This is a genomic window from Pseudomonas azadiae, assembly GCF_019145355.1.
In the GTDB taxonomy this organism is placed as follows: Bacteria; Pseudomonadota; Gammaproteobacteria; order Pseudomonadales; family Pseudomonadaceae; genus Aquipseudomonas; species Aquipseudomonas azadiae.
The window spans coordinates 2,110,483-2,125,135 of the sequence record NZ_JAHSTY010000002.1; the positions used below are offsets into that span (position 1 = coordinate 2,110,483).

Below are 14,653 nucleotides of genomic sequence, written 5' to 3' on the forward strand. Positions count from 1 at the left end.
ACAGGCCGGCGCAGAATGAGACGCCGCATTGCAGCCTGCAGGCCGCGTCTCAGGCGGGATGAGACGCTGCGTCTCATCCCGTGCAATTGGTCAGGCCCTGCTTGTTCCGCCCGATGCATGCGCGCTTAATGGCGGGCATAACAACAAAGACCGAGAACCGGAGGCCTTATGCTCGCCGCGAACTCCAGAGAGCACGTCGACTGCGTCAGTCGCGTGGTCCGCAATGCCGAGCGCCTGCCCCAGGCGCCGGTGCCGTCGCTGATTTTCGATTCCTGGCGGCGCTCCATGGAACAGCACCACCTGGACCCCGGCTCCCTGCAGGGGCCACGCATCCTCAGTGAACCCTTGCTCAAGGAATGCCGCGAACGCGCCGAGCTGTTCATGCGCATCGCCAGCGAAGAAGTCGGGCAACTGCACCACCGCGTGCGGCATGCCGATTATTGCGTGATGCTTACCGACGCCCAGGGCCAGACCATCGACCACCGCGTGGACACGGCGATTCGCACCGACTGCCGCAAGGCTGGCCTGTACCTGGGCACTTGCTGGTCGGAAGCCGAAGAAGGCACCTGCGGCGTGGCCACGGTGCTGACCAGCAAGGCGGCGGTGACGGTGCACAAGCGTGATCACTTCCGGGCGGCATTTATCGGTCTCACCTGCTCCGCCGCACCGATTTTCGATCCCCAGGGCAACCTGCTGGGGGTGATGGACGCCTCGGCGCTCAAGTCCCCGGATGATCGACGCAGCCAGCACCTGGTGCGCCAGATGGTGGCGCAAAGTGCACAGGCCATCGAAAACGCCTTCTTCATGCACAGCGCCCGCCAGCATTGGGTGCTGCAGGCCCATGGCACGCCGGGTTATGTGGACAGCCAACCCGACCTGCTGCTGGCGTGGGACCAGGACGGTCGCCTGCAAGCGTTGAACAGCAAGGCGCGCCAGGCATTGCGTGTGCGCTTTGGCCACGTACCGGACCATATCGGCGAGGTGTTCGACCTGGACGCGTTGCGCGCGGTGACCGACCAATCGGCCCAACAGTTGCCTTGGCGAGGCGCGCCCGGCGCCCTGCACGTGCGCGTCAACGCGCCGCGCCGCAAGCCGCCGCGTGCGCCGCTGGTCCCGCAGGTCGATGCACGCGTGGAAGAGCACCTGCGCCTGGCCGTGCGGGTCAAGGACCGTCACCTGCCGGTACTGGTGCAAGGCGAAACCGGTGCCGGCAAGGAAGTCTTCGCCCGCCAACTGCACGAACGCAGCGCCCGTCGCCACGGGCCGTTTGTGGCGGTGAACTGCGCGGCGATTCCGGAAAACCTGATCGAAAGCGAGCTGTTCGGCTATGTCGCCGGAGCCTTTACCGGCGCATCCAGCAAAGGCATGCCGGGACTGCTGGTGCAGGCCGATGGCGGCACTTTGTTCCTCGATGAAATCGGCGACATGCCCCTGGCCTTGCAGACGCGTTTGCTGCGGGTGATGGCCGAAGGTGAAGTGGCGCCGTTGGGCGCGGCGAAAACCCGCACGGTGGACATCCAGGTAATCTGCGCCAGCCACCGCGATCTCGCGGTGCTGGTCAGCGCGGGCAGCTTTCGTGAAGACCTGTACTTCCGCCTCGGCTGCGCGCGCTTCTGCCTGCCGCCGTTGCGCGAGCGCACCGACAAACTGGCCTTGATCAACCGGCTGCTGGAGCAGGAGGCACGCAGCAGCGGCGTCGCGGTGGGTATCGGCCAGGCGGCGCTGGCGTTGTTGCTGGGGTATGCCTGGCCGGGCAACGTGCGGCAACTGCGGCATGTGCTGGCGTATGCCTGCGCGGTGTGTGAAGGCGGAACGCTGCAAGTGGCGGACTTGCCGATGGAAGTGCGTGGCGAGCAGGTTGACGGGCGGGCGGAAGACAGCCTGAGCCCGGAGCGCCAGGTGGTGCTGGATGCGTTGATTCGGCATCGCTGGAAGCCCTCGCCGACGGCCCAGGCGCTGGGCATCTCAAGGGCAACCCTGTATCGCCGGGTCAACCAGCTCGGCATCGACATGCCCGGTAAAACCAACTGATGTGGTGCGGTCAAACTGGGGGCTTGTTGGCCTGCAATGGCCATGGGTATCTACACATCTTTGTAGTGAGCGGGCTTGCCCCGCGCTGGGCTGCGAAGCCGCCCCAAAACAAGCGACCTGGGATCAATCTGGAACTCGGCGGCGGCTTTATTGGGGCCGCTTCGCCACCCAGCGCGGGACAAGCCCGCTCACTACAGATACTCCGAGGTGCCTGGATCGCAGGCAAGCCAGCTCCCACATCAAACCGAGCGGGCCTTGGGCATCAGCGGTAGACCAGCCCGCCGTCAATCAACGGCGCTTGCCCGGTCATGTAATCGGCGTCCGGCCCCGCCAGATAGGCGACCAACCCCGCCACATCCTCCGGCGTTTGCGCGCGGCCCAGGGCGATACCTTCCACATACTTCTTGTAGGTCGCACCCACTGGCGCCCCGGTAATGTCAGCCATGCGCTTATCGATCTCGACCCACATGTCGGTACCGACCACACCCGGGCAATAGGCGTTGACCGTGATCCCGTCGCTCGCCAATTCCTTGGCCGCCGCCTGAGTCAGCGCCCGCACGGCGAACTTGGTGGCCGAGTACACGCCCAGCAACGCAAAGCCTTCGTGCCCGGCGATCGAGCAGGCGTTGATGATCTTGCCCTTTTGCTTGAGCGCCTTGAATTTCTTGCCGGCCGCCTGGATGCCCCACAGCACGCCCTGCACGTTGATGCCCAGGGTGCGTTCGACCTGTTCGGGGCTGACGTCCAGCAGCGAATCGATCTGCGCGACCCCGGCGTTGTTGACGATGATGTCGAAGCCTCCCAAGGTCAGGTGCGCGTGCTCCACCGCCGCAACCACCTGTTCGCGCCTGGACACGTCGGCGACAAACACCGAGGCCTTGCGCCCCAACGCCACGACTTCGGCCGCCACCGCTTCGAGCGTGGCGCCGTTGATGTCCACCAGGGCGATATCGGCCCCGTCCTGCGCCAGGCGCAGGGCAATGGCCCGGCCAATGCCTTGCCCGGCGCCGGTCACCAGCGCAACTTTTCCAGCGATCACTTTTCCAGCGACACTCATGGCTATCTCCTGCAAATGATGAGGGAAGCCTTGTCTATCGCAAGTGCGTCGTCGCCTGTCGAGGTGCAGAGGGATCGGCGTGACGGTCGAGACGGGATGTCTCACGGCGCGAACCCTTCTCGCACCCTTGTAAAAGTGCCCGCTTATGCCTAGCTTATGCGCCCCCCGCCCTGCGCTTTAAGGCCCTGCCCCCATGGTTGTGCGTTTTCGTCCCGTCGTCACCTCAGGTTTCGCCCTCGGCCTGCTGCTCAGCGGCGGCAGCGCAAGCAGCCTGGCGGCTGAGATCGAGCTGCCGGCGGTGACGGTCCAGGGCCAGGATCAGTCCGGTTACCGCAGTGAAACCGCCTCGGTGGGCAGCTTCGATGACGCGCCGCTGCTCGACACCCCGGCCTCGATCAGCGTGATCAACGCCGCACTGATCAAGGACCAGCAGGCGCGCCTGCTCAGTGAAGTGCTGCGTAATGACGCTTCGGTGGGCGACAGTTATGCGCCCATCGGCTACTACGAAAATTTTGTGGTGCGCGGCTTCTCGCTGAACGCGGCAAGCAGCTACAAGATCAACGGGCGGACCATCACCGGCGAGCAGAACGTCGCCCTGGAAAACAAGCAGCAGGTGGAAGTGCTCAAGGGCCTGGCGGGCCTGCAAAGTGGCATCTCCGAGCCGAGCGGCGTGATCAACTACGTGACCAAGCGCCCGGAAGATGTGCGCTCGGTGACCGTCTCCAGCGACGATCGCGGCAGCGGTTATATCGCCACCGACGTCGGCGGCTGGTTCGGCAGCGAGCAGCAATTCGGCCTGCGCGCCAACGTGGCCCATGAAGACCTCAACGCTTATGTCGAACATGCCAACGGCCAGCGGGACTTCGTGTCCCTGGCGTTCGACTGGAACATCAGCCCCGACGCCGTGCTGCAACTGGATGCCGAATACCAGAGCAAACAGCAACGCTCGGTGCCGGGCTACCAGTTGCTGGGCGGCACAACGGTGCCAGACGATGCCTCGCCGAAGAAACTGTTGGGGCACCAGAGCGGTTCCAGGCAAGTGGGCATCGATGCGCTGAACCTCAACGGCACGTTCGAATACCGCTTCAGCGATCAATGGAAAGGCAGTGTCAGCGCCGCGCGCAGCAAGGTGGTGATCGATGACTACAGCTCGTTTGCCTGGGGCGGTGCCACCAGCGGCGTCGGCAATACCTTCACGCCCGAAGGCAACTACGACATCTACGACTACCGAAGCCCCGACGACACCCGCCGTGACGATGAAGTACAAGCGGCGATGACCGGGCTGTTCGACACCGGCGGCCTGGGCCATGAACTGACCTTCGGCACCAGCGCGTTCCGTCGGGTGATTGACAAACGCAAGCCGGTCAACGAGTGGATCGGCAGCGGCAATATCAATGCCGACGCCCCCACCTTCACCCCGACAGATGTTGCGCTAAATGACAGCCACCGCAACCTGGACAGCCGCCAATACGGCCTGTTTATCAGCGACCGCATCCGCTTCAATGAGCACTGGCAGACTATCCTCGGCGGCCGCGAAGTACGCCTGGATGAACAGGCCTTTGATAGCAACGGCACCCAGGCACGCCATACCCGGCAATACGTGTTCCTGCCCCAGGCCTCATTGATCTACAAACCGATTGAGCAGATCTCGCTGTACACCTCTTACAGCAAGGGCCTCGCGCTGGGCGGCACCGCGCCGTGGTTCGCCGGCAACGCGGATGAAACCCTGGCGCCGACCACGTCGCGACAGATCGAAGCCGGGGTGAAATACGACTGGCGCCGCCTCAGCTTTGCCGCAGCCGTGTTTCAGACGCGCCAGGCCTACCAATATGCCAGGCCCGACGGCGCGGGTGCCTTCACCTACGTGCAACAGGGCGAACAGAAGAACACCGGGCTGGAACTGTCGGCCAACGGCTGGGCCACCGAGCGCCTGCAGATCGCAACCAGTGTGGCGGCGATTCGCGCGCGGGTGAGCGGCAGCGGCACCCCGCAATACGAAGGCCATCAGGCGATCAACGTGCCCACGCTGCGCGCCAGTGTGTATGCCGATTATGCGCTGCCCTGGGTAAACGGCCTGGCGGTGCTGGGCGGTGTGCAGTACAGCGCGAAGAAGTACGCCAACCGCACCGGCAATGTAGAGGTGGGGGACTACGCGGTGGTCAATGTGGGCAGCCGCTACACCACCAGGGTGGACGGTTATGAGACGGTGTTTCGCCTGAGCGTCGACAACCTGTTCGACCAGCGCTACTGGCGCGACGCGGGCGAATACATGGGCGATGACTATCTGTTCCAGGGCGCGCCCCTGACGGCGCGCCTGAGTGCCTCGGTCAACTTCTGAGGGTTACTGGGGCATCTTGCGAAAACCCACCGCCAGCCGGTTCCAGCTGTTGATGGTGGCGATGGCCACGCTCAGGTCGACTTGCTCCTGGGCGCTGAACTCGGCGGCCAGCGCGTTGAAGTCTGCATCCGGGGCGTGGGTCTGGCTGAGCAGCGTCAGGCTCTCGGCCCAGGCCAGCGCGGCGCGCTCACGTGGGGTGAAGAATGGCGTCTCGCGCCAGGCCGACAGGGTGTACAGGCGACGCTCGGTTTCTCCGCCCTTGCGGGCGTCGGCCGTGTGCATGTCCAGGCAGAAGGCACAGCCGTTGATCTGCGAAACACGCAGGCGCACCAGTTCCAGCAACGCCAGCTCGATGGACAGTTTGCCGACGGCGGCTTCCAGGGCGCGCATGGCTTTCATGGCGTCTGGGGAGGCGGTGTAGAAATCGGTACGGGCTTGCATGGTGATACTCCGGAACGGTGGGGATTGGTCGCCAGGTTAGCCACCGAGGGGTTGGGGAGGAATATCCAATTCCGGGGAAGAATGGGTGACCAATTTTCCGTAAGGTGTAGCAAGGGCGGACTGCTTTTCTAAGGCTGCCAAATCTCCCTGTAGTGAGCGGGCTTGCCCCGCGCTGGGTGGCGAAGCCGCCCCAAACCAGGCGAATTGGGTTTGTCTGAAACTGCGCGGCGTCTTTGTTGGGGCGGCTTCGCCACCCGGCGCGGGACAAGCCCGCTCACTACAAAATGTGTAGATCCTATGGCCATCGCAGGCAAGCCAGCTCCCACATTGGCTACGCTACCCGCGCCATATGCTCCCCGATCCGCGCCCTCAACCACCGCTCCGCCGGGTCATTGTCATGCACCCCGCTCCACACCATCGATAACTCCGCGGCATCAATCGCAAATGGCGGGTCTTCTGCGCGTAAGGACGTGCCCTCGGTCAGCGCGCAAGCAGCATAATCCGGCACCGTCGCGATAATCCGCGTGCCCGCCAGCAATGCCCGCAACCCGCTGAACTGCGGCACCGCCAGTACCACGCGGCGCGCGCGGCCGATTCGCGCCAGGTCCAGATCAATGTTGCCGCTCAAATCCCCCGAGAACGACACCATCGCATGGGGCCGCTCACAGTAGTCGTCCAGGGTCAGCGGCTCGACACCGTCATCGCCGCGCAGGACCTTGCACGGAATGTCCCGCAGTTTCTTGCGCTTGGCATTGGCCGGCAGTTCGGTGGTGTAGCTGACGCCCACGGTAATTTCGCCACTGGCCAACAGCGATGACATCAGCAGGTAGTTGGCCCGGCGAACCACCACGATGATGCCGGGGGCCTCTTCGCGCAATCGGCTGAGCAACGGCGGGAACAGGCCGAATTCGGCGTCGTCGGAAAGGCCGATGCGGAACACCGCGCAGCTGGTGGACGGGTCGAAATCCTTGGCGCGGCTGACCGCCCCGGAAATAGTGTCCATGGCCGGTTGCAACTCCTTGAGTATCGCCACCGCACGTGGCGTGGGCTCCATGCCCCGTCCGTTGCGCAGCAGCAACGGGTCGTCGAACAGATCGCGCAAACGTCCCAGTGCCGCACTCACGGCGGGCTGGCCCATGAAGAGTTTTTCGGCGACCCGGGTCAGATTCTTCTCGAACATCAGCGCTTCGAAAATCACCAGCAGGTTCATGTCGACGCGGCGCAGGTCGTTGCGGTTCATGGTGGTATCCAAACGGTTGGCAAGCCCACAGGTAAGCACGCATGACGCCGTCCGGATTGCATGCCTGTGCTGTCTTTTCCACGTCGGCACCTGGCGAAATTAACAACGATTAACTCGTCAGCCAGACGGCCCGGCAACAAGATTGGCCACGTCTACACTGCATCCATCCACCGGGAACGCTCCCATCGACTGCGGATAATTGTCATGGCCCGACTCGAGCACTGTGCACCTCCCCGTTTATCCGCCACCGGCGGCCTCTGCCCCCGGCGCGAGCGTATCGCCAAGCAATTGATACTCGCCAACCTCGGCGAAAGCCTGGCCATTGCCGACCTGGCACAGGCCTGCGCGTTGTCGCGCAGCCATTTTTCACGTGCCTTCAAGTGCACCACCGGGCTGTCGCCACAGGAGTGGATCCGCCAACAGCGTATCCAGCGGGCCAAGGAACTGATCACCAGTTCCTCCATGAGCCTGACGCAAATCAGCCTGGAGTGCGGGTTTTGCGACCAGGCGCACTTTTGCCATATGTTCACCCGCAGCGAAGGCGTCAACCCGATGACCTGGCGAAATCACCACTCGCGCCCCAAGTCACACGTGATCGCGGCCTAGTGGTCTGCGCGCGGCTGGAATATGCTGGCGGCTCCCGACTTTCCGAGCATGGCCAGCCCATGAATGACCTCAGCGACCAGGCCGTGCATTTCGGCCCCTATCGCGTCCACCCGCGCCAACGCCTGGTGCTGGAGGCGGGTCGCCCGTTGCGTTTGGGACGGCGGTCGGTGGATATCCTGCTGATCCTGCTGGAGCAGGCCGGCAACGTGGTGAGCAAGCAGGCGCTGATCGCCCGCGTCTGGCCCAGAAGCGTGGTGGAGGACGGCAACCTGCGCGTGCATATGGCGGCGCTGCGCAAGGCCCTGGGCGATGGCCAGGCCGGGCAGCGCTATATCGTGACCGTGGCCCAGCGTGGCTACAGTTTTGTTGCGCCACTGAGCATCGAGCCGATGACACTACCCACCGAGGGGGCAGGCCATATCCAGGGCCACAACCTGCCCTTGCGGCGCACCCGCATGATCGGCCGCCAAGCGCTGATCGACAGCCTGGTGCAGCAACTGCCCGCCCAACGCTTCATCACCCTGACCGGCGCCGGCGGCATCGGCAAGACCACCGTCGCCTTGCGCGTGGCCGAGCTGCTGATCGGGCACTACCGCGACGGCATCCGCCTGCTGGACCTGGCGCCGCTCAGCGCGCCCTCGATGATCCTGCCCAATCTCGCCGCCCTGCTCGACCTGACGCACGCCGAGCACGAACCGCTGGTCACCTTTGCGCGCAGCGTGCAAGAGCGCCAGTTGCTGCTGGTGATCGACAACTGCGAGCACTTGCTCGACGACATTGCCCTGATCAGCGAAACCCTGCTGCGTCATGCGCCCAGACTGCATATCCTGGCCACCAGCCGCGAGGCGTTGCGTGCCGAGGGCGAATACGTGCAACGTCTGGAACCTCTGGCCTGCCCCCCTGCCACCGGCAACCGCGCCCAGGCCCTGGGCTATCCGGCCCTGCAATTGCTGATCGAACGGGCCATGTCCCATCAGGACAGCTTTGAATTGAGCGAAGCCGAACTGCCGCTGGCGATTGATATCTGCCAGCGCCTGGACGGCATTCCGCTGGCGATCGAACTGGTGGCGGCGCAGATCGAGCGCTTCGGCCTGCCCGGGCTGCTGGTGCAGATGGAGGACAATTTTCGCCTGCTCACACGGGGTCGCCGCAGCGCCCTGCCACGTCATCAAACCTTGCACGCCACGCTCGACTGGAGCTTTGAACTGCTGACCGCCTGCGAACAGATTTGCTTGCGCCGCCTCGCGGTATTTCGCGGCGGCTTCAGCCTGGCCAGCGCCGCAGCGGTGATTGCCGGTGAACAGGTCGCGCCGGCGCAGGTGCTGGGTTCGATCACGCAGTTGGTGGCCAAATCCTTGCTGAATGTGGAAGCCGGCGACGACGAGATGGTCTATCGCCTGCTGGACATCACCCGCACCTATGCGCTGGAAAAACTCAGCACGGCCGATGAGCTGCAGGCCACTCGCGAGCGCCATGCCGAGCGCTGCCTGGCGCTGATGAACCAGGCCCAGGACGATTGGGAATTGATCGCGACCCAGCCCTGGATCGACCGCTATGCACCGCTGCGCGAAGACATCCGCGCCGCCCTCGATTGGAGCCTGGGCAACCAGGGCGTGCCGTTGCTGGGCATTCGTCTGACCGTCAGCGCGATGCCGTTATGGCAGGAACTTTCACTGCTGCGCGAGCATGGTTTGTATGTCGGCAACGCCCTGGCGCGGCTCCAGCAATCGAGCGCGCCAAGCCAGCGCTTGCACATGGCGTTGCAACTGGCACTGGGCAGTTATTGCTATCACACGCAGGGCGGTACACCGCAGACCATTGAGGCGTTCAGTCGCGCACGGCGCCTGGCGGAAGCCGACAAGGACCTGGCCGGCCAGTTGCGCGCCGTGTCGGGGCAGATGGCGGTGAACCTGTGCTGTGGCAATTATCGCGAGGCCTTGGCGCAAAGCCTGCACTTCGACCAACTGGGCCCCCAGGCCGACCCCTTGCTGGCCCTCAGCGCCCAGCGCCTGCGGGTGCTGGCACAGCACTTCGCCGGTGAGCAGGCACTGGCGCAACACACGGCCGAGCAGGTGATCCAGCGCATGGCCCAGAGCGGCCATCTCAACCGGTTTACCCATGGCTTTGGCGTACAGTACGATCAGAGCGTCGCCTCGCTGACCCTGCTTGCGCGCATCCTGTGGCTGCGCGGTTATCCGGAACGTGCGTCGCGCACGGCGAGCCAGGCGTTGGCGCTGGCCTTGCAGATCAACCATGGCACGTCGATCTGCTACACCCTGGCGCTGGCCGGGGTGGTCATCGCCCACTACAACGGCGACAGCGAGGCGGCACGCGGGCATCTGGATCAGCTGTTGCTACAGGCACAGAAACACTCGGTGCCGCTGTTTCACACCTGGGCACGCTGCTACGACGGCACGCTGTCGATTGCCGATGTGCAGGGGCTGGGCCTGGTCGAAGATATTCTGCTGACGTTCAATGCCATCGGGGTCAGTGACGCGGTGTTCGAGCGCGCCACACAGGGCGCGGCCGGCTGGTGCACGCCGGAAATCCTGCGCCTGCGCGCCGAAACCCTGGCCGACGCCGGCGCGTGCGAAGCGCTCCTGTTGCAAGCCTTGGCCTTGGCGCGCCAGCAAGGCGCACTTGCCTGGGAGCTACGGTGCGCGACCTCGTTGGCACGCGTTTGGCAGACCCAAGGCCGCATCGAGGCTGCCCGCGACCTGCTCAATTCAATCTACGCGCAATTCACCGAAGGCTTCGCCACCCATGACCTAGTCCGCGTGCGCGGCTTGCTCGACGAGCTGCAAGACAAACGGCCGGCCTGAAAACGGCCCCAGGTAATGCCCGTAACCCTGCTGCAAACGCTCCACCTGCACCGGGTCGCGCAGTTGCGCCAACGCATAGCTGCGCAGGCAATTGAGCAGGCGGTAACGCGGTTTTCCGGGGCCGGGCTCGAGGGTCAGCAATGACATGCCGACCAGACGGTCCAGCAGGTAGGACAGGTCGGCGTGTTCCAGCTCGGTGCCGGCGATCAGTTCGCTCAGGGTGGGCAAGGTCACCGCCATCTTGAACAAGCCCAACTGCAGGAACAGCCAGCGTTCAGGCAGGCTCAGGCGCTCATAGGTCCAATCCAGGGCGGCGGTCAGGGATTGATGACGTTCGACCGCCGTGCGACGGCCGCGGGTCAGCACCTGCAAGCCCTTGCACAATTGCTGCTGCAAGCCGCGCACGCCCAGGGCATCCACTTGGGCGGCGGCGAGCTCCAGGGCCAGGGGAACGCCATCGAGGCGCCGGCAAATATCGCGTAACGGCGCCAGGTCCTGGGGCCGCAAGACAAAACCCTGCTGACCGGCACGCACCCGCGCGATGAAGAGTTGCACCGCCGGGTAAAGCATTGCTTGCTCAACACTGCCCAGCGCCGACGGTGCCGGCACCACCAGCCGGGGCACGCGCTGCACCCATTCGCCGGGGGCTTGCAGGGCCTCGCGGCTGCTGACCAGTACGCTGACCTGCGGCGCCGTTTCACCTAGCACACGCACCAGGTGGCGACAGGCCGCGAGCAACCTGTCGGCGCCGTCGAGCACCAGCAACAGTTGGCGGGTCGCCAGTTGGCGGCTCAGCTCGGTGGCGTTCGCGCAGGGCGCCAGGTGCAACGCCGCGGCCACGTGGCGCAGCAGGCCTGCCGGCGCCGCAAGCGTGGCGAGGTCAACCCACCACACGCCGTCGCGATAGCGCGGCAACACACGCTCGGCCAATGCCTGGGCCAAGGTGCTCTTGCCGACGCCGGCGCAACCGGTGAGCGTCATCAGGCGTTGGCCGAACAAGCGCCGCTGCAGCACGCCCAGCAATTCATCACGGCCTATGACCGGGCTGAGCCGCGCCGCCAGGTTATGCCTGGGCAGCGCAACCTGCACCGCGCCCTGCGCCGGGGCGGCGAAACAGTAGCCGCGTTGCGGGTCGTTGAGAATGAAACGTTGCCCATCGAGCGCACGGCGCAACGCAGCGATGTGCACGCGCAGGTTGTTTTCTTCCACCACGCTGTTGGGCCAGACCCGCTCGATCAGCGTGGCCTTGCTGATGTATTGCCCAGGCGCCTGGAGCAGCACCGAGAGGATATCCAGCGCGCGCCCGCCCAAAGGCACCGGCAAGCCAGACTTGCTGACCAACCGCTGTTGCCGATGAAACACATAGGCGCCGAAGCGCACCGTGCCGTCAGCGTCAATCGCCGGGGGGTTATTCATAGCTGTCATCGCGCTGAAACACCCGGCCTTGGGCGCCTGCGCATCCTTTTCCATGGGCTTGACGCTATCTTGCCAGTTGGCGATGGCAGGACAATGCTGGCACGGGGAGCGATACGGACAATCGGGTGCCCGTGACGGACATTCTGTCGTTAACTGAACTGCTGTCGGTATTGGGTCGGGTTCAGCCCCAGTTTTTCGCTGAATAGAAAGCGCATATGCCGCACGCTGCCGAAGCCTGCGTGGAAAGCCACGGTCTTGAGCGGCAGGTCGGTGGTTTCCAGCAACTGCCGGGCGCGGTCGATGCGCGCGCCTTGCAGGAACGCCATCGGCGTCATCCGCACATCCTTGGCGAACAGCCGCGCAAAATGGCGCGCGCTCATGCCGGCCAGCGCCGCCATGGATTCGATGGTAAAGGGTTGATCGAGGTGCTCCAGCACATGGTTCTGCACCCGGGTGATCGCGGTTTCATGGGGCGCGACCGCCGCCGTCAGCGGGCTGAACTGGGCCTGGCCGCCCTGACGTTTCATCACCACCAGCAACACTTTGGCCACTTCGACTGCAACCTGCTTGCCGTGATCCTGGGCAACCACCGACAGCGCCAGGTCGATGCCGGCCGTTACACCGCCCGAGGTGATTAATCGCCCGTCCTGCAAGTAGATACGATCGGTTTCAACAATCGCCTTGGGAAAGGCCTTGATCAGCCGATCGGTGTAGTGCCAGTGCGTGGTCACGCGGTGATCGTCCAGCAGGCCGGCATGCCCCAGCACAAAGGCCCCGGTGCAGATCGAACCGAAGCGCCGCGCCTTCGGGGCCGCCGCGTTGAGCCAGGGCAACAAGGCGGGGTGGCATTCGTTATAGGCGCCGGGCCCACCGGGGACCAGCAGCAGGTCATAGGCGTCCTGGGCCTGGTCGAGCAGCACGTCGGTCTGGACCAGCACGCCATTGGACGCGCGCAAGGGTCCAGCCTCTGTGCCGATGGTGAGGATCTGATAATGCGCCGCCGCCGGCAGATAGCGGTTGGCGATCGAAAAGACTTCGAGCGGCCCGGCCATGTCGAGCAGGAGGAAGTCTGGAAACAGCGCCATGGCCACGGTTTTCATATCAGGTAGATCCGTCAAAGGGGGGGCGGCGGTCATTATGCCACGTTGCTGACTGTCAACTAATAAGAGACAGTAATTCAGATTCAAGCTTCTTAATGAATATCACGATAACCATTAATCTTCTTCTCAACGCCGGAGCCCTGCATGTCGCAGCCCGCTCCCACTTGAGGACAAGACCATGCTGACCCTTCGCAAAGCTTCCGAACGCGGCGCCGCCAATCACGGCTGGTTGAAGTCGTTCCACACCTTCTCGTTTGCCAACTACTGGAACCCGGATGAACAGGGTTTTTCCGACCTGCTGGTGATCAACGATGACCGCGTCGCTGCCGGCAAAGGCTTCGGCCAGCACCCGCACCGCGACATGGAAATCTTCTCCTATGTGCTCGAAGGCGCACTGGAGCACAAGGACACCCTGGGCACCGGCTCGGTGATCCGCCCTGGCGATGTGCAACTGATGAGCGCCGGCAGCGGCGTGGCCCACAGCGAATTCAACCACAGCCAAAGTCGTGGCGTGCACTTCCTGCAGATCTGGATCGTGCCCGCCGTGGCCGGCGCCGAGCCGCGCTATCAACAGGAGCACTTCAGCGAAGCGCAGAAACGTGGACGCTTGCAGTTGATCATCTCGCCGGACGGCCACGACGGTTCCCTCACCGTGCGCCAGGAGGCGCGGGTGTATGCCGGGCTGTTCAATGCCGGCGAAGCCGCGACCCTGGACCTGCCGCCGGATCGCCATGCATACATCCACGTGGCCCGTGGCAGCGTTGAAGTCAACGGGCAGCGCTTGCAGGAAGGCGACGGCGCCCGCGTGCGCGATGAGCGCCAGATCCGCCTGAGCCAGGGCGAAGACGCCGAGGTGCTGGTGTTCGACCTGCGCCCGCATGAACGGCCGCAGATGCCATGACCGGCCCTGCGATAGCCCGCGAAAACGGGCTATCGCTGGCGTCGATAGTCACCATCAGCCCAATGAAGTTCTCTAAAAAACTGCAACGCGTAACATCAAACCCATACCAGAGACACCCAACTTAAACACTCGGAGCACACCCTCATGAAACGCCAAATCTTGCTTAGCCTTGCTTTCTCGGTACTTGCTGCAAACGCATTCGCTCACCCGGTCGTCGCTGAAGGCGGTTCGGATCGTCTGATTGAAAGTCGTGTGGCCGAGGGTGGTTCCGACCGCCTGCTGGAGCGTCGTATAGCCGAAGGCGGTGCTGATCGTCTGCAGGAACGCGGTCTGGCCGAAGGTGGCGCTGACCGTCTGCAGGAACGCGGTCTGGCCGAAGGTGGCGCTGACCGTCTGCAGGAACGCGGTCTGGCCGAAGGTGGCGCTGACCGTCTGCAGGAACGCGGTCTGGCCGAAGGTGGCGCTGACCGTCTGCAGGGTAACAACGCTTAACCCCGCGCAGCTTGCGGGAACCCCAAACCGGCCTGATCAGCCGGTTTTTTTTCGCCTTCGATTTTAGATATAGAACCACCGCTCCACGTGGGAATGCCGCCTGGGACGCTGGATCTGGCTTACCTGCGACGGTCATTGGCATCTACACATCTTTTTCGAGGACGTGCGAACATTTGTAGTGAGCGGGCTTGCCCCGCGCCGGGTGGCGA

The 14,653-nt window shown here is 64.2% G+C and carries 11 protein-coding genes; 6 read left to right on the forward strand and 5 right to left on the reverse strand.

Annotation, left to right across the window (positions count from 1 at the left end; all coding sequences use genetic code 11):
- The first annotated feature begins 168 nt into the window (after positions 1 to 168).
- A complete protein-coding gene (locus tag KVG91_RS25870) occupies positions 169 to 2,031 on the forward strand; it encodes a sigma-54-dependent Fis family transcriptional regulator (RefSeq protein WP_169376986.1) in 1,863 nt (620 codons plus the stop codon).
- 262 nt (positions 2,032 to 2,293) lie between these two features.
- On the opposite strand, the gene KVG91_RS25875 is transcribed toward KVG91_RS25870, so the two are convergent.
- The gene (locus KVG91_RS25875; protein WP_169376985.1) at positions 2,294 to 3,088 is read right to left on the reverse strand and encodes an acetoin reductase; all 795 of its coding nucleotides are present in this window, start codon (positions 3,086 to 3,088) and stop codon (positions 2,294 to 2,296) included.
- Between the two features lie 193 nt (positions 3,089 to 3,281).
- Between KVG91_RS25875 and KVG91_RS25880 the strand changes: the two genes are divergently transcribed.
- The gene (locus tag KVG91_RS25880; protein ID WP_169376984.1) at positions 3,282 to 5,426 is read left to right on the forward strand and encodes a TonB-dependent siderophore receptor; all 2,145 of its coding nucleotides are present in this window, start codon (positions 3,282 to 3,284) and stop codon (positions 5,424 to 5,426) included.
- Between the two features lie 3 nt (positions 5,427 to 5,429).
- Here KVG91_RS25880 and KVG91_RS25885 read toward each other — a convergent pair whose 3' ends face one another.
- Complete coding sequence (locus tag KVG91_RS25885; protein ID WP_169376983.1) at positions 5,430 to 5,867, reverse strand: carboxymuconolactone decarboxylase family protein; 438 nt, start codon at positions 5,865 to 5,867, stop codon at positions 5,430 to 5,432.
- 331 nt (positions 5,868 to 6,198) lie between these two features.
- A complete protein-coding gene (locus tag KVG91_RS25890; protein ID WP_169374398.1) occupies positions 6,199 to 7,107 on the reverse strand; it encodes a LysR family transcriptional regulator in 909 nt (302 codons plus the stop codon).
- Positions 7,108 to 7,311: 204 nt separating this feature from the next.
- Here KVG91_RS25890 and KVG91_RS25895 point away from each other — a divergent pair, with 204 nt between their 5' ends.
- Both KVG91_RS25895 and KVG91_RS25900 read left to right on the forward strand, forming a co-directional pair.
- On the forward strand, positions 7,312 to 7,713 hold the full coding sequence (locus KVG91_RS25895; RefSeq protein ID WP_169374399.1) for a helix-turn-helix domain-containing protein: 402 nt from the start codon (positions 7,312 to 7,314) through the stop codon (positions 7,711 to 7,713).
- A 59-nt stretch (positions 7,714 to 7,772) separates the two neighbouring features.
- A complete protein-coding gene (locus KVG91_RS25900; protein WP_169374400.1) occupies positions 7,773 to 10,535 on the forward strand; it encodes an ATP-binding protein in 2,763 nt (920 codons plus the stop codon).
- Here the strand turns inward: KVG91_RS25900 and KVG91_RS25905 are convergent.
- Positions 10,482 to 12,005 carry a winged helix-turn-helix domain-containing protein gene (locus KVG91_RS25905; RefSeq protein ID WP_169374401.1) on the reverse strand — a complete coding sequence of 508 codons (1,524 nt, stop codon included), beginning with the start codon at positions 12,003 to 12,005 and terminating at the stop codon, positions 10,482 to 10,484. The genes KVG91_RS25900 and KVG91_RS25905 overlap by 54 nt on opposite strands.
- Before the next feature lie 95 nt (positions 12,006 to 12,100).
- Positions 12,101 to 13,051 carry a GlxA family transcriptional regulator gene (locus tag KVG91_RS25910; RefSeq protein ID WP_169374402.1) on the reverse strand — a complete coding sequence of 317 codons (951 nt, stop codon included), beginning with the start codon at positions 13,049 to 13,051 and terminating at the stop codon, positions 12,101 to 12,103.
- Between the two features lie 178 nt (positions 13,052 to 13,229).
- Here KVG91_RS25910 and KVG91_RS25915 point away from each other — a divergent pair, with 178 nt between their 5' ends.
- Together KVG91_RS25915 and KVG91_RS25920 are read left to right on the forward strand one after the other, a co-directional pair.
- Positions 13,230 to 13,952: a pirin family protein gene (locus KVG91_RS25915; RefSeq protein ID WP_169374403.1), complete on the forward strand. Its 723-nt coding sequence runs from the start codon at positions 13,230 to 13,232 to the stop codon at positions 13,950 to 13,952.
- A 144-nt stretch (positions 13,953 to 14,096) separates the two neighbouring features.
- Positions 14,097 to 14,444, forward strand: coding sequence for a hypothetical protein (locus tag KVG91_RS25920; RefSeq protein ID WP_217894953.1), 348 nt, complete (start codon positions 14,097 to 14,099; stop codon positions 14,442 to 14,444).
- Positions 14,445 to 14,653 lie beyond the last annotated feature (209 nt).